At 74.2% G+C, this 18,906-nt stretch carries 20 protein-coding genes; 10 read left to right on the top strand and 10 right to left on the bottom strand.

Translation table 11 applies throughout. The features are described from left to right. From RDV89_RS16805 to RDV89_RS16790, 4 genes are read left to right on the top strand one after another with little or no spacing between them, the layout of a single operon-like run. The gene (locus RDV89_RS16805; protein WP_315734797.1) at positions 1-1,164 is read left to right on the top strand and encodes a sensor histidine kinase; all 1,164 of its coding nucleotides are present in this window, start codon (positions 1-3) and stop codon (positions 1,162-1,164) included. A 26-nt stretch (positions 1,165-1,190) separates the two neighbouring features. Continuing rightward, complete coding sequence (locus RDV89_RS16800; protein WP_315734795.1) at positions 1,191-1,949, top strand: LytR/AlgR family response regulator transcription factor; 759 nt, start codon at positions 1,191-1,193, stop codon at positions 1,947-1,949. After that, positions 1,933-2,385 (top strand): DUF485 domain-containing protein, encoded by a 453-nt coding sequence (locus RDV89_RS16795; protein WP_315734793.1) that lies wholly within the window; start codon positions 1,933-1,935, stop codon positions 2,383-2,385. Before RDV89_RS16800 ends, RDV89_RS16795 begins: the two co-directional genes overlap by 17 nt. Then, positions 2,382-3,941, top strand: coding sequence for a sodium/solute symporter (locus tag RDV89_RS16790; protein ID WP_315734791.1), 1,560 nt, complete (start codon positions 2,382-2,384; stop codon positions 3,939-3,941). Before RDV89_RS16795 ends, RDV89_RS16790 begins: the two co-directional genes overlap by 4 nt. Positions 3,942-3,987: 46 nt before the next feature. Here RDV89_RS16790 and RDV89_RS16785 read toward each other — a convergent pair whose 3' ends face one another. Then, positions 3,988-4,770, bottom strand: coding sequence for an MBL fold metallo-hydrolase (locus RDV89_RS16785; protein ID WP_315734789.1), 783 nt, complete (start codon positions 4,768-4,770; stop codon positions 3,988-3,990). A 182-nt stretch (positions 4,771-4,952) separates the two neighbouring features. Between RDV89_RS16785 and RDV89_RS16780 the strand changes: the two genes are divergently transcribed. From RDV89_RS16780 to RDV89_RS16765, 4 genes are all read left to right on the top strand, one after another. Then, positions 4,953-5,303 carry a DUF485 domain-containing protein gene (locus tag RDV89_RS16780; RefSeq protein ID WP_315734787.1) on the top strand — a complete coding sequence of 117 codons (351 nt, stop codon included), beginning with the start codon at positions 4,953-4,955 and terminating at the stop codon, positions 5,301-5,303. Then, entirely contained in the window at positions 5,300-6,895 is a 1,596-nt protein-coding gene (locus tag RDV89_RS16775) for a monocarboxylic acid transporter (RefSeq protein WP_315734785.1), read from the top strand. Before RDV89_RS16780 ends, RDV89_RS16775 begins: the two co-directional genes overlap by 4 nt. Before the next feature lie 190 nt (positions 6,896-7,085). Beyond that, complete coding sequence (gene acs / locus RDV89_RS16770; protein WP_315734783.1) at positions 7,086-9,059, top strand: acetate--CoA ligase; 1,974 nt, start codon at positions 7,086-7,088, stop codon at positions 9,057-9,059. A 146-nt stretch (positions 9,060-9,205) separates the two neighbouring features. Then, positions 9,206-9,616 (top strand): phage holin family protein, encoded by a 411-nt coding sequence (locus RDV89_RS16765; RefSeq protein WP_315734781.1) that lies wholly within the window; start codon positions 9,206-9,208, stop codon positions 9,614-9,616. A gap of 40 nt (positions 9,617-9,656) precedes the next feature. Here RDV89_RS16765 and RDV89_RS16760 read toward each other — a convergent pair whose 3' ends face one another. The 4 genes from RDV89_RS16760 to nth are packed head-to-tail and all read right to left on the bottom strand — an operon-like array spanning position 9,657 to position 13,025. Then, positions 9,657-10,856: a MarP family serine protease gene (locus tag RDV89_RS16760; protein WP_315734779.1), complete on the bottom strand. Its 1,200-nt coding sequence runs from the start codon at positions 10,854-10,856 to the stop codon at positions 9,657-9,659. Next, a complete protein-coding gene (locus RDV89_RS16755; RefSeq protein WP_315734777.1) occupies positions 10,853-11,638 on the bottom strand; it encodes an NUDIX hydrolase in 786 nt (261 codons plus the stop codon). Before RDV89_RS16755 ends, RDV89_RS16760 begins: the two co-directional genes overlap by 4 nt. Next, positions 11,635-12,333, bottom strand: a complete 699-nt coding sequence (locus tag RDV89_RS16750; RefSeq protein WP_315734775.1) for a TlpA family protein disulfide reductase — start codon at positions 12,331-12,333, stop codon at positions 11,635-11,637. The genes RDV89_RS16755 and RDV89_RS16750 overlap by 4 nt, the downstream gene beginning before the upstream one ends. Continuing rightward, a complete protein-coding gene (gene nth, locus RDV89_RS16745) occupies positions 12,330-13,025 on the bottom strand; it encodes an endonuclease III (RefSeq protein WP_315734773.1) in 696 nt (231 codons plus the stop codon). The genes RDV89_RS16750 and nth overlap by 4 nt, the downstream gene beginning before the upstream one ends. Before the next feature lie 144 nt (positions 13,026-13,169). Here nth and RDV89_RS16740 point away from each other — a divergent pair, with 144 nt between their 5' ends. Beyond that, complete coding sequence (locus RDV89_RS16740) at positions 13,170-13,847, top strand: Crp/Fnr family transcriptional regulator (protein ID WP_315734771.1); 678 nt, start codon at positions 13,170-13,172, stop codon at positions 13,845-13,847. A 78-nt stretch (positions 13,848-13,925) separates the two neighbouring features. Here the strand turns inward: RDV89_RS16740 and RDV89_RS16735 are convergent, their stop codons facing one another. The 5 genes from RDV89_RS16735 to RDV89_RS16715 are packed head-to-tail and all read right to left on the bottom strand — an operon-like array spanning position 13,926 to position 17,634. After that, entirely contained in the window at positions 13,926-14,732 is an 807-nt protein-coding gene (locus tag RDV89_RS16735) for an MBL fold metallo-hydrolase (protein ID WP_438823295.1), read from the bottom strand. Next, positions 14,729-15,637 (bottom strand): NUDIX hydrolase, encoded by a 909-nt coding sequence (locus tag RDV89_RS16730; RefSeq protein ID WP_315734769.1) that lies wholly within the window; start codon positions 15,635-15,637, stop codon positions 14,729-14,731. Before RDV89_RS16730 ends, RDV89_RS16735 begins: the two co-directional genes overlap by 4 nt. Positions 15,638-15,641: 4 nt before the next feature. Next, the gene (locus RDV89_RS16725) at positions 15,642-16,100 is read right to left on the bottom strand and encodes a RidA family protein (RefSeq protein ID WP_315734767.1); all 459 of its coding nucleotides are present in this window, start codon (positions 16,098-16,100) and stop codon (positions 15,642-15,644) included. A gap of 4 nt (positions 16,101-16,104) precedes the next feature. Continuing rightward, positions 16,105-16,260, bottom strand: coding sequence for a Sp36 family protein (gene sp36 / locus RDV89_RS16720; RefSeq protein ID WP_315734765.1), 156 nt, complete (start codon positions 16,258-16,260; stop codon positions 16,105-16,107). A gap of 51 nt (positions 16,261-16,311) precedes the next feature. Then, complete coding sequence (locus RDV89_RS16715) at positions 16,312-17,634, bottom strand: Nramp family divalent metal transporter (RefSeq protein WP_315734763.1); 1,323 nt, start codon at positions 17,632-17,634, stop codon at positions 16,312-16,314. A gap of 90 nt (positions 17,635-17,724) precedes the next feature. Here RDV89_RS16715 and RDV89_RS16710 point away from each other — a divergent pair, with 90 nt between their 5' ends. Then, positions 17,725-18,906, top strand: a complete 1,182-nt coding sequence (locus RDV89_RS16710; protein ID WP_315734762.1) for a sensor histidine kinase — start codon at positions 17,725-17,727, stop codon at positions 18,904-18,906.

The following is an 18,906-nucleotide window of genomic DNA, read 5'->3' as shown; positions in this document are numbered from 1 at the left end:
GTGCTGCGCTGGAGCCGGCGGCGTACCCCGCTCGGCACCGAGGCCGACCGCGCGACGTTCCGCACCCTGCACAACGCCTCGCTGGCGGCTCCCGCGCTGCGGGAGGGACTGCGGGCCGACAGCGCGGGACGGGCGGTACGCCACCTGCGTGCGCTGCTGGGCACCCCCGCCGTCGCGCTGACCGACGCCACGGGGGTCCTGGCCTGGGACGGCGTCGGCGACCACCACGCCGAGGACGTCGCCGCGCTCGGGCTTCGCGCGGTCGGCACGGGCGTGACGATGCTGCACGAGCTGCGCTGCGACGTCCCGGGGTGCCTGCTGCGCACCGGCATCGCGAGCCCGCTGGCCGTCGAGGACGAGGTCGTCGGCACCCTGGTCGTGCTGGCCCCGCGGACCACCGGCCGGCTCGCGCGGGCCGCGGACGAGGTGGCCACCTGGGTCTCGGGCCAGCTGGAGCTCGCCGAGCTCGACGCCTCCCGCAACCGCCTCGTCGAGGCGGAGGTGCGGGCCCTGCGGGCCCAGATCAGCCCCCACTTCATCTACAACTCGCTCGGTGCGATCGCCTCGTTCGTGCGCACCGACCCCGACCGCGCCCGCGAGCTGCTGCTCGAGTTCGCCGACTTCACGCGCTACTCCTTCCGCCGCCACGGCGAGTTCACGACCCTGGCCGAGGAGCTGCGCGCCATCGAGCGCTACCTGCTGCTCGAGGAGGCCCGCTTCGGCGACCGGCTCGCCGTGCGGCTGCGGATCGCGCCGGAGGTGCTCGGGGTCACCGTGCCGTTCCTGTGCCTGCAGCCCCTGGTGGAGAACGCGGTGCGCCACGGGCTGGCCGGCTCCCCCCGCCCGGTCACGACGATCTCGATCGTCGCCCGCGACCTCGACCGGGTGTGCGAGATCGAGATCGAGGACGACGGCGCGGGCGAGGACCCCGAGCGGATCGCCCGGATCCTGGCGGGCGAGACACCCGCGCCCGCGTCCGGGGCGGCCGGCGGGACCAGGGAGGGCGGCGAGGGTCCCCACCCGTCGGTCGGGCTGGGCAACGTCGACGCGCGCCTGCGGGCGACCTACGGCGATGAGGCGGGCCTCGAGGTCGAGACCGCGCCGCGGGCCGGCACGCGGGTGACGGTGCGGATCCCGAAGTTCGCGCCCGGCGTGCACGTGTGAGAGCGCCGGCACGCTACGGTCGGCGCGTGAGTGCCGCCACCCCTCTCGTCGCCCTCGTGGTCGACGACGAGCGCCCGGCCCGCGACGAGCTCGCGTGGCTGCTGGAGCGGGACCGGCGCATCGGCGAGGTGCGCACCTCCGCCTCCGCGACCGAGGCGCTGCGGCTGCTGCACGAGGGCGGCCCCGGCGGCGGGATCGACGTCGTCTTCCTCGACATCGCGATGCCCGGGCTGACCGGTCTCGAGCTGGCGGGCGTGCTGACGAACTTCCGCGAGCCGCCCGCCGTCGTCTTCGTCACCGCCCACGAGCACCACGCCGTCGAGGCCTTCGACCTCAGCGCCGTGGACTACCTCCTCAAGCCGCTGCGCGAGGAGCGTCTCTCCGAGGCGGTGCGCCGGGTGCTCGCCCGCAGCGCGCCCCCGTCGGCCGCCGGCGGCGGCGAGCAGGTGAAGGTCGAGCGCGGTGGCGTGACCCGCTTCATCGCGCGCTCGGCGATCACCCACGTGGAGGCGCAGGGCGACTACGCGCGCCTGCACGCCCGCCTCGACGGGGAGCCGGCGTCGTACCTGCTGCGCACCCCGCTGGCCAGCCTCGCCGACGAGTGGGCCGACGCGGGGTTCGTCCGGATCCACCGCTCGCTGCTGGTCGCGCTGGCCCACGTCGAGGAGGTCCGCACGGAGGCCGGCCGCTGCACGGTCGTCGTGGCGGGCGCCGAGCTCGGCGTCAGCCGCCGCCACACGCGGGCCCTGCGCGAGGTGCTGGCGGGCTATGCCGGCGCCGGCTGACCCGCCCGACGCGGCCGCCGGCGCGACCGGCCCGACCGGCCCGCTGCCGCCGAGCGCGCGGGTGCGGGTCGTGCCGACCGCGCGCGCCGCGGTGCGGCGCCCGAGCCGCACCGAGGAGATCGACGCCGGCACGCCGCTGGGCGAGGCGTACGTCCGCTCCCTGCTGCGCGAGCAGCTGCGCAACGGCCTCGTCGCGGTCGCGGTGCTGGCCCTGACCGTGGGGTCGCTGCCCGCCGTGTTCTACCTGGCCCCCGACCTCGCGGGCGTACGCGTGCTCGGCGTGCCGCTCGCGTGGGCCGTGCTGGCCGGCGCCGTCTACCCGTTCCTCTTCGTGATCGGCTGGGTGGTCGTGCGCCGCGCGGAGGCCGTCGAGCGCGACTTCGCCGAGCTGGTCGCGCGCGAGGCCGGCGAACCGGGCGGCGGGGACCGGCGGTGAACGGCGGCATCGACCCCACCTGGGGCGGCGCGGCGGTCGCGGCCGTCGTCCTGCTCACCCTCGCGATCAGCACCTGGGGCCTGCGGATCTCGCGGACGACCAGCGACTTCTTCGTCGCGTCGCGGCGGGTGCGGGCGCGCACGAACGCCTCCGCGATCGGCGGGGAGTACGTCTCGGCCGCGTCCTTCCTGGGCGTGGCCGGGCTGGTGCTGGCGTTCGGCGCGGAGATGCTCTGGTACCCCGTCGGCTGGACGGCCGGCTACCTCGTGCTCCTGGCGCTGGTGGCGGCCCCGCTGCGCCGCTCGGGGGCGTACACGCTGCCGGACTTCGCGGAGGCCCGCCTGGTCTCGCCGACGGTGCGCGCCGCCTGCGCCCTGCTGGTGGTGGCGATCGGCTGGCTCTACCTGGTGCCGCAGTTCCAGGGGGCCGGGATCACCCTCGCCGCCGTCACCGGGGCACCGACCTGGCTGGGCGGTCCGGTGGTGGCGCTGGTGGTGCTCGTGGGCGTGGCCTCGGGCGGGATGCGCTCGATCACGGTGGTGCAGGCGTTCCAGTACTGGCTGAAGCTCACCGCCCTGCTCGCCCCGCTCGCCGTGCTGGTCGTCGTGTGGGCGGGCGACGGTCGGCCCCTGCCGGCCGACCTCGACGAGGGGGCGGGCGACGCGACCTGGTCGACGCCGTTCGGCGGCGGCCTGGCGGGGCTCGCCGACGGACCGGTGGGCCTCTACCTGACCTACTCCGTCATCGTCGCGACCTTCCTGGGCGCGATGGGGCTGCCGCACGTGGTGGTGCGCTTCTACACCAACCCCGACGGGCGGGCGGCGCGACGCACGACCCTCGGGGTGCTCGGCCTGCTCGGGCTCTTCTACCTGCTGCCGCCCGTCTACGGAGCCCTCGGCCGCGTCTACGACACCGACGCGGGCCCCGACGGGGCCGACACCATGGTGCTGCGCCTGCCCGGCCTCATGACCGACGGCACCCTCGCCGACGTGCTGACCGCCGTCATCACCGCCGGCGCGTTCGCGGCGTTCCTGTCCACCTCGTCGGGTCTCACGATCGCCGTGGCCGGGGTGCTCAGCCAGGCGGTGACGCGAGGCGTGCCGCGAGGTTCGACCCGGCGCCCCGACCCCGTCACCGCGTTCCGGGTCGGCGCCGTGCTCGCGGCGACGGTGCCGTGCGCGGCGGCGCTCGCCGCGCCCGGACTGCCCGTGGCCCGCTCCGTCGGCCTGGCCTTCGCGGTCGCGGCCTCGACGTTCTGCCCCCTGCTGCTGCTCGGGATCTGGTGGCGCGGGCTCACCGACGTCGGGGCGCTCGCCGGTCTCGTGGCCGGCGGCGCCGGCTCGGGCGTCGGCGTCGTCGCCGCCCTCGTCGTCGACCCCGCCTCGGTCGGCTGGGGCGCGGCCCTGCTCACCCAGCCGGCCGCCTGGAGCGTGCCGCTGGCGTTCGCGGTGATGGTCGGCGTCAGCCTGGCGACCGCGCGCCGCGTGCCACCGGGCGTCGACCGCTTCATGGTGCGCCTGCACACCCCGGAGGACGTCGAGCTGGACCGCGGCTGACGACCGCGGCTGACGACCGCGGCCGGTGGGCGCGGGCGTACGCCCGTCAGGTCGCGGCGGGCAGGACCCGGTCGTCGTGCGCCGTGACCACGGTGATCTCCGGGTCGGCCGCGAGCCGGCGCAGGACCTGGTGGTTGGGGCGCAGGCGCCACGGCTGGCGGCAGGCGGCGAGCTCCATGGCCCGCAGGGCGGGCGCCTTGCCGAGCGGCTCGCCGGTGCGCGGGTCACGTGCTCCGTAGGAGCTGGCGTCGAAGGCGGCGTCCCCCGCGTGCACGACGACGCCGTCCTCGCCCTCGACGGCGACGACGGCGTGACCGCGGGTGTGGCCGCGCAGCGGCAGGAGCGTGATGCCCGGCAGGACCTCGTGGCCCCGCAGGCCGTGGCGCCACTCGTCGCCCTCGCCGTCGTAGCGACGCACGTCGTCGGAGGTCGCCCACTGGATCGGGCGGTAGCGCAGGCGCTCGGGCGCGTGGGTGGCGACGGTCGCGGCCGCCCACTCCTCGGCGGTCGTGTGCACCACCGCGTGCGGGAAGTCCGACAGGCCGCCCGCGTGGTCGAAGTCGAGGTGGGTGAGCACGACGTGCCGCACGTCCTCCGCGGAGCGGCCGAGCGCGAGCACCGCGGCAAGCGCAGACGTGCTCGGGTCGGGGTCGGGCCGCAGCAGGCGACCGACCGGGCCGAGGCGGGTGGGGTCGACGAGGTCCGCGGTGCCGAACCCGGCGTCGACCAGGACGAGGCCCTCCGGGTGCTCGACGACGAGCACGTGGCAGACCGCCGCGACGCCCACCCGGGGGCGGACGTGACCGGCGACGACGTGGTGCACCCGCATGGTCACCCATCTTGGCACCCCCGGCGACGCCGCGGCGGCAGGCCCGGCACACGACCGTTCGTCGCGTCGGACCGGCCGCTCACCGCCTCGCGCTCGCCGTCCGTCGCGCGGCGACGGCCGCGCGGTTCCGCGTGACGCCGGCCACTCCTAGCGTGACGACGCTCACATATCGAGGAGGACCCATGTCTGATGCGTCCGAGCGGAACTACCGCTCGCAGTCGGAGCCGATCTACGCCGAGCTCCACGACACACCGCAGTTCGCCGAGCTGCGGCGGCGCTACCGCACGTTCGTGCTGCCGTGGACCGCGGCGTTCCTGGTCTGGTACCTCAGCTACGTCGTCCTCTCGAACTGGGGCGGCGACTTCATGAACACGAAGGTCGTCGGCAACGTCAACCTCCTCCTCGTCTTCGGGCTGCTGCAGTTCGTGACCACCTTCGGGATCGCGTTCCTCTACGCCCGCCACTCCCGCACCCACCTCGACCCGCTGGCGCGGGACCTCGAGAAGCGCTTCCACGAGAGGGCCGGCCAGTGAACCAGCAGTTCCTCACCACGTCCCTGTTCCTGTTCGTCGTCGCCGTCACCATCGGCGTGACGCTGTGGGCGAGCCGGCAGACCAAGACGGCCGCCGACTTCTATTCCGGCGGACGCTCGTTCTCGGGCTTCCAGAACGGCCTCGCGATCGGCGGCGACTACATGTCCGCCGCCTCCTTCCTCGGCATCTCGGGCGCCATCGCGCTCTACGGCTACGACGGTTTCCTGTACTCGATCGGCTTCCTCGTCGCCTGGCTCGTCGCCCTGCTGCTGGTCGCCGAGATGCTGCGCAACGCGGGCCGCTACACGATGGCCGACCAGCTGGCGTTCCGCATGCGGCAACGGCCGGTACGCACCGCTGCCGCGACGTCGACGGTGGTCGTCTCGATCTTCTACCTGCTCGCGCAGATGGTCGGCGCCGGCACGCTGGTCGCGCTGCTGCTCGGTGTCGACAGCGAGGCCGTGAAGAACATCGTCATCGTCGGCGTGGGCGCACTGATGATCTTCTACGTCACCGTCGGTGGCATGAAGGGCACGACGTACGTCCAGATCATCAAGGCCGTGCTGCTGATGGCCGGCTCGGCGCTGATCGTGTTCCTGGTGCTGCTCGAGTTCAACTTCAACCTCTCCGAGCTGCTCGGCACCGCCGCGGACCGCTCCGGCCAGGGCGACGCGTTCCTGCAGCCCGGCCTGCAGTACGGCACCACCTTCGTCGACCGCCTCGACTTCCTCTCGCTCGGCATCGCGCTGGTGCTCGGCACGGCCGGCCTGCCGCACATCCTGATCCGCTTCTACACCGTCCCCACGGCGCAGGACGCCCGGAAGTCGGTGCTGTGGGCCATCGGCCTGATCGGCGCCTTCTACCTGATGACCCTCGTGCTGGGCTTCGGCGCGGCGGCCCTCATCGACACCGACGAGGCGGGCGCCACCGGCAACCTGGCCTCGCCGCTGCTCGCGCAGGAGGTCGGCGGCGGGGACGGCTCGCTCGGCGGCGCGATCCTGCTGGCGCTCATCGCGGCGGTCGCGTTCGCGACCATCCTCGCGGTGGTCGCGGGCCTGACGCTGGCGTCGTCCTCGTCGATGGCGCACGACCTCTACAAGGGCGTGTTCAAGAAGGACCAGGAGGTCACCGAGAAGCAGGAGGTGCGGGTCGCGAAGCTCTCGGCCATCGCGATCGGCGCGGTCTCGATCGCCCTGGCGATCCCCGCGCAGCGGCTCAACATCGCCTTCCTCGTGGCCCTGGCCTTCGCCGTGGCCGCGTCGGCGAACCTGCCGTCCATCCTGTTCAACATGTTCTGGAAGCGCTTCAACACCCGCGGCGCGACCTGGAGCATCTACGGCGGCCTGATCAGCTCGGTCGGCCTGGTGCTGCTCTCCCCCGTCACCTCGGGTGAGGCGACCTCGCTGTTCCCGAACGCCGACTTCGCGATCTTCCCGCTCAACAACCCGGGCCTGGTCTCGATCCCGGTCGGCTTCCTGCTCGGCATCGTCGGCACCCTGAGCCTGCGGGAGACGGCCGCCGAGGAGCTCTACACCGAGCTCGAGGTCCGGGCGCTGACCGGCGCCGGCGCCGAGGGCGCGGCGCAGCACTGACCGCGGCGCCGACCGCAACGCGGGCGCAACGCCCGACGCACGACGCTGACCCGGACGGGGCCTGTGACTCAGGTCTCGTCCGGGCCGGCACCCGTCCTAGGCTGACGGCACGACCGCACGAACCACGACGACAGACGTCCGCCGACCTGCCCGGCCCCGCCGGCCGAACGACCATGGAGGAGACACAGCCGTGAGCGAGAACCTGTCCAACCTGCTCAAGGAGGACCGCCGCTTCGCGCCGCCCGCCGAGCTGGCGGCGAACGCCAACGTCACGCAGGAGACGTACGAGGCCGCCGCGAACGACCGGCTCGGCTTCTGGGCGGAGCAGGCCGAGCGGCTCACCTGGGGCGAGCCGTTCACCGAGGTGCTCGACTGGACGAACCCGCCCTTCGCGAAGTGGTTCGTCGGCGGCAAGCTCAACGTGGCGTACAACTGCGTCGACCGGCACGTGGAGAACGGCCTCGGCGACAAGGTCGCCTTCCACTTCGTCGGCGAGCCGGGCGACACCCGCGACATCACCTACGCGGAGCTGAAGGACCTCGTGTCGCAGGCCGCGAACGCGCTGACCGACCTCGGCGTGCGCGCCGGCGACCCGGTGGCCATCTACATGCCGATGATCCCCGAGGCCGTCGTCGCGATGCTCGCCTGCGCCCGCCTCGGCGCGCCCCACACGGTCGTCTTCGGCGGCTTCTCCTCCGACGCCCTGGCGAGCCGCATCGACGGCTTCGGCGCCAAGGCGGTCGTCACCACGGACGGCGGCTACCGCCGCGGGTCGGCCTCCGCGCTCAAGCCGGCGGTCGACGAGGCGCTGGCGAAGCTGGGCGACGCCAGCCCGGTCGGGAACGTCCTGGTCGTGCGCCGCACCGGTCAGGACCTGCCCGAGGGCTCCTGGGCCGAGGGCCGCGACGTGTGGTGGCACGACGTCGTCGAGGCGGCCTCGACCGAGCACACCCCCGAGCTGTTCGACGCCGAGCACCCGCTCTACGTCATGTACACCTCGGGCACGACGGGCAAGCCGAAGGGCATCCTGCACACCTCCGGCGGCTACCTCACCCAGGCCGCGTACACGTTCTGGGCGACCTTCGACCACAAGCCCGACGACGTCTACTGGTGCACCGCCGACATCGGCTGGGTCACCGGGCACACCTACATCGTCTACGGCCCGACGGCGAACGGCGCGACGCAGGTGCTCTACGAGGGCACACCCGACTCCCCACACAAGGGCCGCTGGTGGGAGGTCGTGCAGGAGAACAAGGTCTCGATCCTCTACACGGCGCCGACGGCGATCCGCACCTTCATGAAGTGGGGCGACGAGATCCCCGCGGAGTTCGACCTGTCCAGCCTCCGGCTGCTCGGGTCGGTCGGGGAGTCGATCAACCCCGAGGCGTACGTCTGGTACCGCGAGAACATCGGCGGCGGCACCGCCCCGATCGTCGACACCTGGTGGCAGACCGAGACCGGCGGCCACATGATCTCCCCCATGCCGGGCGTGACCGAGTCCAAGCCGGGCTCCGCCATGGCCCCCGTGCCGGGCATCGAGGTCGCGGTCGTCGACAACGACGGCCGGCCCGTCGGCAACGGCCAGGGCGGCCTGCTGGTCGTCACCGAGCCGTGGCCGGGGATGCTGCGCACCATCTGGGGCGACGACGAGCGCTACAAGGACACCTACTGGTCGCGCTTCGCCGAGCAGGGCTACTACTTCGCCGGGGACGGCGCGAAGCTCGACGACGACGGCGCGATCTGGCTGCTGGGCCGCGTGGACGACGTCATGAACGTCTCCGGCCACCGCCTCTCCACCACGGAGATCGAGTCGGCGCTCGTCTCGCACCCCAAGGTCGCCGAGGCCGCCGTCGTGGGCGCGGCCGACGAGACCACCGGCCAGGCCGTGTGCGCCTTCGTCATCCTCCGCGAGGAGGCCGGGGACGGCGGCGCGGACATCGTCGAGGAGCTGCGGACGCACGTGGCCCGCGAGATCGGCCCGATCGCCAAGCCGCGCCAGGTCATGGTCGTGCCCGAGCTGCCCAAGACGCGCTCCGGCAAGATCATGCGCCGACTGCTGCGCGACGTCGCGGAGAACCGCGAGGTCGGCGACGTGACCACGCTGGCCGACTCCTCGGTGATGGACCTGATCTCCAAGGGACTCTCGGGCGACAAGAGCGACTGAGACGGCGCGCCGGGGCAACCGGCGCACCGCACCGACGACGGTCCCCGACGCCGCCACCGGCATCGGGGACCGTCGCGTCCGCCCTGGTTGTAGGGTCGGACGCGGCGCAGCACCCGCGCACCGACGACGTATCGCAGAGGGATGAGATGACGACCCAGCCGGTCAAGGACACGGACACCGAGCCCACCATCGGCCAGCTCGTGGCGGACGCCAGCAGGGACGTCTCGGCGCTGCTCAAGAAGGAGATCGAGCTCGCCAAGTCCGAGCTCAAGGTGTCGGTGCGCTACGGCGGCGCCGGGATCGTCTTCTTCCTGACTGCCGCGTTCGTCGCGGTGCTCGCCCTCGTCCTGCTCTCGTGGGCGTTCGTCTACCTCATCCACTGGAACGGCTCGGGCCTCGACCTGCACTGGGCGTTCCTCATCGTCACGGGCGCCTACCTGCTGATCGCCGGGCTCTTCGTGCTGCTCGGCGTGCGGAAGGTGAAGCGCGTGCGGGCGCCCGAGCGCAGCATCCGGCAGGCCAAGGAGATCCCGGCGGCGCTGAAGGGCAAGGCCTGACGCTCGGGACGGGGCGGCCGGACCGGCCGCCCTCCCCGCGTCAGCCGACGCAGTCCCCGGTGCCGACCTCGGCGTTGCTGGCCACGCCGTCGGCCGCCGCCTGCGCCACCTGGCCGGGCGTCAGGGCGTAGCCCGTGTCCGCGTCGGTCACCGACGCGGCGAAGACCACGCCGACGACCTGGCCGTCGGCGTCGACCACCGGGCCGCCCGAGTTGCCCGGACGCACCAGCCCCCGCAGCGACAGCACGTCGCGCACGACGCTGCCCTGGCCGTAGATGTCCGGCGAGCGCAGCTGCTGCTCGGCTCGAACCCGGCCGGGCTGCACGTCGTAGGGGCCGTCCTGCGGGTAGCCCAGGATCGCGACGCTCTCCTCGTCCTCGGCCTCCCCGAACGACAGCGGCGGCAGGCCGCGGTCGTCGAGGGCGAGGACCGCGACGTCGATCTGCGGGTCGTAGAGCACGACCGTCGCGTCCACCCACGTGTCCTCGCCGAGCTGCACCCGGGGCTCGCTCACCCCGGCGACGACGTGGGCGTTGGTCATCAGCCGGTCGGGGGCGTCGGCGCCCGCGCCGTTCATGGCGTACAGGAAGCCCGTGCCCTCCACGCCCCGGCCGCAGCTGCTCTCGCCCCGCACCTTCAGCACGCTGCCGGCCGCCGCCTGCACGCCACCCGCCGAGAGCGTCGCGGGGTCGCCCGCGTCCACCTCGACGATCCGCTCGGGGGCGAACGGCTCGAGGTAGCGCGGGAAGAAGGACGCACCGACCACGTTGTTGAAGGCACCGAGGAGCCGGTCGACCTGCCCCGGCATCACGGAGTCGACCCGCGCCAGGACCGTCGAGCCGCGCACCGCCTCCGTCAACGGACCGATCCGCGTGCCGGCCACGGCGACACCCAGCGCCCACGAGACCAGCAGCACCGCCGCGACGCTGAGGGCGGCGCCGCCGACGGCGTCGACCGCCCGCGCGGGCTGCCACGTCACCCGCGAGCGGGCGAGGGCGCCGAGGTACTGGAAGCTGGCCTGGCCCAGCGAGGCGCAGAGGATGACGACGAACAGCGCCCCGAGCGAGACCCACAGCCCCGGTTCGGCGTCGCCGAGCAGCAGCGGGGCGATGACGATCCCGGCCGTGCCCCCGGCGAGCAGGCCGACGGTCGCGAACGCGCCCGTGATGAAGCCCTGCCAGTAGCCGGACAGGGCGTACGTGCCCACGAGGACGACGAGCAGCCAGTCCAGCCAGTTCATGCGTCGTCCTCCTCGATGTCGGCCATGGGCGGCTCGACGGGCGCGGCACCCCGGCTGTCGCCGGGTCGCAGGGGTCCGGCGCGCTCGGCACCGCCCAGCATGTAGGGCGGCAGCTCCGTCGTGCGCGACTCGTCCCAGGGTTCGGCCCAGCCGATGAAGTCGAGCAGCCGCGCGACGATGCCGCCGGTGAAGCCCCACAGCACCACGTCGTGATCCGGGCCGATGAGGAAGCCGGGCGACGACCAGCCCGACGGCCCCCGCACGGTGCGCCGCCAGGTCGGGTCGACGAGGTCGGCGACCGCGACGCGGTGGATGGCGTGGACCTCGTCGGGGCTGACCACGCTGACGGGACGCTCCGCGTGCTCGGTCCACCACGCGACGACGGGCACGACCGCGAAGTTGCTCGGCGGCAGCCACAGCTCCGGCAGGCGACCCACCACGCGCACGGAGGACGGCTCGAGACCGATCTCCTCCCACGCCTCCCGCAGGGCGGCCTGCTCGTGGGTCTCGCCGGGCTCGACCTTGCCGCCGGGGAAGGACACCTGACCGGGGTGCGAGCGCATGTGGTGCGCGCGCTCGGTGAGCAGCAGCTCGGGGCCGCGCTCGCCGGCGGCGAACGCCATCAGCACCGCGCCGGCGCGCGGCCGGGCCCCGGGGGGCGGCGCGAAGCCGGTGAGGTGCTCGGCACGGAGGTCGCCCAGCGCGTCCGTGACCGGACGCAGCCACGCCGGGACGTCGTCGACCTGCGCGCCGGTGCCCGCGGGGCCGTCGGGGCCGGTCACGACAGCTCCCCGAGGTTCTCCTCGACCAGCCCGACGAGCTCGTCGAGGTCGTCGACGGCGATGGCCTGGGCCGAGGCCACCTGGCCGTCCGCGTCCAGCAGGATCGTCACGGGCAGCGCCCGCAGCGCCGGGGCCAGGCTCTGCTGCTGCGCCATCTGCCGGCCCGGGTCGGCGAGGGAGGGGTAGGTCGCGCCGGTCTCCGCCATGAGCTCGAGGGCGGCCTCCGGCCGGGCGTCGTCGAAGTCGACGCCCAGCACCGCCACCTGGTCGCCGTAGGTCTCGTGGAACTCCTGGAAGACCGGCATCTCCTCGCGGCACGGGCCGCACCAGCTGGCCCAGACATTGACGACCATCGGCCCGCGCAGCGTCGACAGGTCCACGGTCTCGCCGCCGCCCAGGCAGGGCAGCGCGAGCTCGGGCAGCCCGCCCGAGCCGGGCTCGGCCTCCCCGGGCACGCACGCCTCGACCCCGGCGTCGTCCCGCAGCCCGCGCAGCTGCGGGGTGTCCACCGCGACGTCGCCGGCCGCCGGCGGCTGCGTGCCCTCGGGGGCCGCTCCCCCGTCGCCGGGGTCCTCGCTGACCGTCGACGGCGCGCACGCGCCGAGCAGGAGCGCGAGGGCCGCGGCGGTGACGCCGGCCGTGGCCGCGGGGTGGCGCGTACGCCCTGCCGCCCGGGAGCGGCGGCGTGCCCTCACGCCCGCCCCTCGGCGCGCACCAGCTTGGCCGCCTCGACGGGGTCGGTGGGGCCCTCGGCGCCGTACGCCGGGCACCAGCGCGCCACGGGGCAGGCCCCGCACGCGGGTCGGCGGGCGTGACAGCGACGCCGGCCGTGCCAGATCAGGTGGTGCGAGAGCATCGTCCAGTCCCGCTTCGGGAACAGGGCGGCGATCTCGTGCTCGACCTTGACGGGGTCGGTCTGCTCGGTCCATCCCAGGCGGCGCGCGAGGCGCCCGAAGTGGGTGTCGACGGTGATGCCGGGGACGTCGAAGGCGTTGCCGAGCACGACGTTCGCGGTCTTGCGGCCGACGCCCGGGAGCGTGACGAGGTCCTCCAGCCGGCCGGGCACCTGGCCGTCGTAGCGCTCGACCAGGGCCTGGCCGAGCTTCAGCAGGGCGTCGGTCTTGGCCCGGAAGAAACCGAGGGGTCCGAGGATCTGCTCGAGGTGGGCGCGGTCGGCCGCGGCCATCGCGGCCGGGTCGGGGTAGGCCGCGAACAGGGTCGGGCGCACCGCGTTGACCCGCTTGTCGGTCGTCTGCGCGGACAGCACGGTGACGACGAGGAGCTGGAAGGGGTCGTCGAAGTCGAGCTCGCAGCGGGCGTCCGGGTACGTCTCCGCGAGCACCCGGTCCACCTTCCGGGCGCGACGGACGAGGGCGACGTCGGGCACCCGCACAGGGTACGGGGCCGGACCGACGGTTCCCGCCCGCCCGTCGCGGGCGGGTCGCGCGACGTGCACGGCGCGCGACGCTAGGATGCCTGACGGTCGCCGTGCACCCTCGGCGACGACACGACGTTCCTCCTGGAGGCAGCAGTGGACATCGACGTTCTGCGTCAGGCGTCGCTCTTCAGCGCGCTCGACGACGACGCGATCGAGTCGCTCGTCACGACCCTGGCCGAGACCCGGCTGCGCCGCGGCGAGGTCCTGTTCCACGAGGGCGACTCCGGCGACAAGCTGTACGTCGTGCTCGACGGCAAGGTGAAGCTCGGCCGCACCTCCGCGGACGGCCGCGAGAACCTGCTGGCGATCCTCGGCCCCGGCCAGATGTTCGGCGAGCTCTCGCTGTTCGACCCGGGCCCGCGCTCCGCGACGGTCACCGCCGTCACCGAGTCGACCTTCGCGTCGCTCTCCCACGAGGACCTCCAGGTGTGGCTCGACGGCCGCCCGTCGGTGGCCCGCGGCCTGCTCGCCCAGCTCGCCGCCCGGCTGCGCAAGGCGAACGACGTCGTCGCCGACCTGGTCTTCTCCGACGTGCCCGGCCGTGTGGCCAAGGCCCTCATCGACCTCGCCGACCGCTTCGGCCGCACGGCCGACGACGGCGTGCACGTGCACCACGACCTCACGCAGGAGGAGCTCGCGCAGCTCGTCGGCGCGTCCCGCGAGACCGTCAACAAGGCGCTGGCCGACTTCACGTCCCGCGGCTGGCTCCGCCTCGAGCCCCGCTCCGTCGTGATCATGGACATCGAGCGGCTCTCCCGCCGCGCCCGCTGACGGGCGTACCTGCTCGGCCCTGATGCCTCGAGGGTCACCCGGTGTATCGGGTAACCCAGAGGTCCTGGGCGTCCCGCCTCAGCGCGCGAGGTACGCGAGCTGGGCGCGCACGGAGAGCTCGGCGGCGCCCCAGAGCACGGGGTCGACGTCGGCGTAGACGACCTCCACCACGCGGCGCGGCAGGGTCTCGGCGTCGACGGGCCCCTGGGCCCGCAGGGTCGCGACGGCGGCCTCGACCTGCTCGAGCCGCGAGCGCCGGTGCGCGATGTAGGTGTCGAGGACACCGAGGGCGTCGTCGATGACCGGCCCGTGGCCCGGCCAGACGACCCGGGCCTCCTCGCGCTCGGCGAGGGCGTGCAGGCGGTCGAGGGAGTCGAGGTACGCCCCCAGCTGGCCGTCCGGGTGCGCCACCACGGTCGTGCCGCGCCCGAGCACGGTGTCCCCGGTCAGCACCGCCCGCTCCGCGGGCAGCACGAACGACAGCGAGTCGGCGGTGTGGCCGGGGGTGGCCACCACGTGGACCTCGAGCCCGTCGAGCTCGACGACGTCGCCGTCGGCGAGCCCTTCGGAGCCCAGCCGGTACGCGGGGTCGAGCGCGCGCACCCCGCAGCCGACGCGCTCGGCGAACGCCTTGGCCGACTCGGAGTGGTCGAGGTGGTGGTGGGTGAGCAGGACGGCGCCGACGTCGCCGTCGGCCGCGGCGAGCACGGCGTCGAGGTGCGCGGTGTCCGGCGGCCCCGGGTCGACCACGATCGAGCGCCGCGCGCCCGGCTCGCGCAGCACCCAGGTGTTGGTGCCGTCGAGCGTCATCGAGCCGGGGTTGGGGGCGAGCACGCAGCGGGCCCGCTCGCCGAACGCGCCGCCGGCCCAGTCCGGCGTCGTCACGCGTCGTCCCGGGCGGCGCTGGCGTCCCGGGCCGCGCGGCGCGCCGCGACGGGTGCCCGCATCCGCTCCGGCATGGTCAGCGTCCAGGCCTCGCCGAGCGGCTCGAGCCGCGGCTCGAACATTTCGGCGCGCCGGCCCGCGGCGCTCGTCAGGGCCGCGGACAGGTCGGCGTGCCCGGCCACGTCGAGGCAGTTGAGGTAGGTCGGCGGCATCATCGCCAGCCGACCGGCCTCGACCTCGTCGAGCACCGCGGTGGCCGGCTTCCAGGTCACCGACGACGACTCGGTCGACACGTCGCGCGTGCGCTGGCCCTGCGGCACGGCGGCGGCGAAGAACCAGGTGCGGTAGCGACGTGGCTCGAAGCGCGGCGTCACCCAGGCGTCCCAGACGCCCAGGAGGTCGCTGCGCAGCACGAGCCCGCGGCGGCCCAGGAAGTCGGTGAAGGCGAGGTCGCGGGCGACCAGCGCCTCGCGGTCGACCTCCCAGTCCTCGCCCGTGGTGTCGGCGACGACCTCGTCGGGCGTGGCGCCCGCGAGCAGCACGCCGGACTCCTCGAAGGTCTCGCGCACGGCGGCGCAGACGAGGGCACGGGCGCGGTCGGGCTCCACGCCGAGGCGGGTGCCCCACTCCTCGGCCGACGGGCCCGCCCAGCGGGCCCCGCCGAGGTCCGCGTCGAAGTCGCGGGCGTCCACCCCGCCGCCGGGGAACACGGCCATCCCGGCCGCGAACGCCATGGTGGTCTGCCGCAGCAGCAGGTAGACCTCCGGTCCGGCCCCGCCGTCGCGCATCAGCACGACGGTCGCGGCGTCCCGGGGCTCGACCGGGGTGCGCGCGCCCGACGCGTACTCCTGCGCGACCGCGACGACCTCGTCGGGCAGCGGCGAGGGAGGCACCGGGATGCGCACGGGCTCAGACCTCGACGACGATCTCGACCTCGACCGGCGAGTCCAGCGGCAGCACCGGCACGCCGACCGCGGAGCGGGCGTGCACGCCCGCGTCGCCGAACACGGTGCCGAGCAGCTCGGAGGCGCCGTTCGCGACCTGGGGCTGGCCGGTGAAGTCGGGCGTCGAGGCCACGAAGACGACGACCTTGACCACACGCTTGACCGCGGCGAGGTCACCGACCTCGGCCTTGACGGCCGCGATCGCGTTGAGCGCGCACTGGCGCGCGCACTCGTAGGCCTCGTCCGCGCCGACGGCGTCGCCGACCTTGCCGGTCACGATCAGCTCGCCGCCGCGCATGGGCAGCTGGCCCGAGGTGAAGACGTGCTGGCCGGAGCGCACGGCGGGCACGTAGACCGCCACGGGCTTCGCGACCTCGGGCACCGCGAGACCCAGCTCGGCGAGCCGCTCCTCCGGGTGCGTCATCGGCTCAGGCCTCGACGGAGCGCTTCAGGAAGGCGACCAGCCCGCCCTGCGCGTTGGTCTGGATGGTGACCAGCTCCCAGCCGTCCTGGCCGAAGTTGTTCAGCATCAGCGCCTCGTTGTGCAGCGGAATCGGTGCGACCTGGTACTCCCACTTCGTCATGACCCGCACCCTAGGCCATGGGGCCGAGCGCCCCGAGCGACCCGGGCCCCGTCACAGGTACGGCTCCACGGCCTTCTTCAGCTCGTTCACCGCCAGCGCGACGAACAGCGCCGCGCACACGCCCATCGCGAGGTTGGAGAACCAGCGGTTGCGCCACTGCCGGGGCACGATCGCCCCGGCGACGCCGCCGGGCGCCACCTTGCCGCCGCCCGAGCGGTTGAGCAGCACGAGCAGGGTCACGGCGAGGAACGGCATGAACAGCGCACCGAGCACGCCGTAGGCCAGGATCAGCCCGACCGGGCGGTCGAGCAGGAGCAGCAGCATCGGCGGGAACGTCAGCCACAGCATGTACGCCTTGAAGTACCTGCCGCCGGTGCGCGTGTCGGGGTGGCCGGGCTCGAGGCCCTTCAGCGTGCCGACGAAGTCGGCGAACATCAGGCTGACGCCGCTCCAGACCCCGATCAGCGAGGAGAACGACGACGCCCAGAAGCCGAGCAGGAACACGTAGCCGAAGACCTCGCCGTAGCGGTCGGCCAGCACGTCGGCGAGGTCGAGCAGCCCGTCCTCGCCCGTGCTGATCGCGATGCCGGCGGAGTAGAGGAGCTCGGCGCCCACGATCAGCATCGCGACGACGAAGATGCCGGTCATCAGGTACGCCGCGTTGTTGTCCAGGCGCATCACCCGCATGAAGCGGGGCGTGTCCCAGCCCTTCTCGCGCAACCAGTAGCCGTACGCCGCCAGCGTGATCGTGCCGCCCACCCCGCCGGCCAGACCGAGCACGTAGACGATCGAGCCGTCCGGGATGATCGGGCGCATCCCGAGGGCGATCTCGCCGAGGTTCGGCAGGGCCAGCACGGCCGCGCCGACCACGGTGACGAACATGATCCCGACGAAGACGGTGATGACCTTCTCGAAGGTCGCGTAGCTGCCGAACCACACGAGCGCGAGGCCCAGCAGTCCGCTGACGATCGCGACCCAGCGCAGCGACAGGTCCGGGAACACGGTGACGATGGGCAGGGCCGACGACGACATCGCGGTGGCGCCGTACACGAAGCCCCACACGACGATGTAGGGCGCGAAGTAGAAGGTCGTCCACCGCCCGAGGCTGCGCCAGCCGTCGAAGATGGAGCGCCCGGTGGCCAGCGAGTAGCGGCCCGCGCCCTCGACGAGCACGACCTTCATGATCGTGCCGAGCACCGCGACCCACAGCAACGTGTAGCCGTAGCGCGAGCCAGCGACCAGGGTCGCGACCAGGTCCGCGGCACCGACACCGGTCGCGGCGACCACGAGGCCGGGGCCGACGATCCTCCACCGCGGCTCGGGCCCGTGGCCGGGCGTCTCGCCGGGCTCCTCCTGCAGCGGGACGTCGGACACGGGCGTACCTCCTCGTCGGCGGATCGCCCGACCCTAGTCCACCCGGAGGGGGACGCGGAGCGCGCCGGGACCGCCGTACGCTCCCCGACCATGAGCACGCCCAGCCTGCCCCGGCAGCCCCGCCGCCTGGGTCCGCGGGGCCGGGCGTGGTTCGACCGGTTGCTGACGCTGGGGCTGGTCGCCTTCACCGTCCTGGGCGCCCTCGGCGCCGACGAGCCGGCCTGGCTGGTGCTGGGCCTGGCCCAGACGGTGCCGCTGTGGTGGCGCCGCGGGCACCCGGTGCTCGTCTACACCGCCGTCGCCGTCGCCAGCGCGGCCCAGGTGCTGGTGCTCGACACCCCCCTGGTCTCCCAGCTGGCCTACCCGGTCGCCGTCTACTCCGCGGCCCGCTTCGCCTCGGCCCGTGCCGGCGCGGTGGCGCTGCTGGTCGGGCTCTGCGCCGCCGTCACCGCCGCCGTCGACTGGATCTCCCCCTACTACGACTCGCCCTACCCCTGGGCGCCGGTGATCAGCTACGCCACCACGATCGGCGTCATCGTGCTGGCCGCCTGGTCGCTGGGCACCCTGGGCCGCACGCGGCAGGCGTACGTCGGCGCCCTCCTCGACCACGCCGACGACCTCGCCCGCGAGGCCGAGCAGCGCGCGGAGCTCGCGGCCTCCGACGAGCGCACCCGGATCGCGCGCGAGATGCACGACGTCGTCGCGCACGGGCTGTCGGTGATCATCGTGCAGGCCGACGGGGCGCGGTACGCGGCGGCCAAGGAGCCCGCGGTCGCCGTCGAGGCCCTCGAGACGGTGTCGGCGACCGGCCGCGAGGCGCTCGCCGAGATGCGCCGCCTGCTCGGCGTGCTGCGCACCGACGACACCGGCGTGCGGCCCCAGCCGGGGCTCGCGGACCTGCCGTGGCTGCTCGAGCAGGCCGCCGCCGACGGCCTGCCCCTGGAGGTGACGCTGCCCGACCCGCTGCCGGCGGTGGGCGACGGCGTCGGGCTCGTGGTCTACCGCGTCGTGCAGGAGGCGCTGACCAACGTGCGCCGCCACGCCGGGCTCGTGCGGCGCGTCGAGGTCGAGGTCGCGACGGCCCCGGGCGGGCTGCGCGTCGACGTGCGCGACGACGGACGGGGAGCCGGCGGTGCGGGTGGCCGGACCGACGGCACCGGCGGGCTGGGCCTGGTCGGGATGCGCGAGCGGGTGCTCGCCTCCGGCGGCGAGCTGGAGGTCGGACCGCGCCCCGGCGGCGGGTTCGCCGTGGGTGCGAGGATCCCCGTGTGA

This window comes from Nocardioides imazamoxiresistens, assembly GCF_032378595.1.
GTDB lineage: Bacteria > Actinomycetota > Actinomycetes > Propionibacteriales > Nocardioidaceae > Nocardioides > Nocardioides imazamoxiresistens.
This window is presented reverse-complemented; position numbering and strand designations above follow the sequence as displayed.

What these genes read in the sequence shown, in the direction of transcription:
- RDV89_RS16795 (WP_315734793.1), top strand. Translation starts at nt 1,933, where the DNA reads ATGCCGGCGCCGGCTGACCCGCCCGACGCGGCCGCCGGCGCGACCGGC.
- RDV89_RS16785 (WP_315734789.1), bottom strand. Translation starts at nt 4,770, where the DNA reads ATGCGGGTGCACCACGTCGTCGCCGGTCACGTCCGCCCCCGGGTGGGC.
- RDV89_RS16780 (WP_315734787.1), top strand. Translation starts at nt 4,953, where the DNA reads ATGTCTGATGCGTCCGAGCGGAACTACCGCTCGCAGTCGGAGCCGATC.
- RDV89_RS16765 (WP_315734781.1), top strand. Translation starts at nt 9,206, where the DNA reads ATGACGACCCAGCCGGTCAAGGACACGGACACCGAGCCCACCATCGGC.
- RDV89_RS16760 (WP_315734779.1), bottom strand. Translation starts at nt 10,856, where the DNA reads ATGAACTGGCTGGACTGGCTGCTCGTCGTCCTCGTGGGCACGTACGCC.
- RDV89_RS16725 (WP_315734767.1), bottom strand. Translation starts at nt 16,100, where the DNA reads ATGACGCACCCGGAGGAGCGGCTCGCCGAGCTGGGTCTCGCGGTGCCC.
- sp36 (WP_315734765.1), bottom strand. Translation starts at nt 16,260, where the DNA reads ATGACGAAGTGGGAGTACCAGGTCGCACCGATTCCGCTGCACAACGAG.
- RDV89_RS16710 (WP_315734762.1), top strand. Translation starts at nt 17,725, where the DNA reads ATGAGCACGCCCAGCCTGCCCCGGCAGCCCCGCCGCCTGGGTCCGCGG.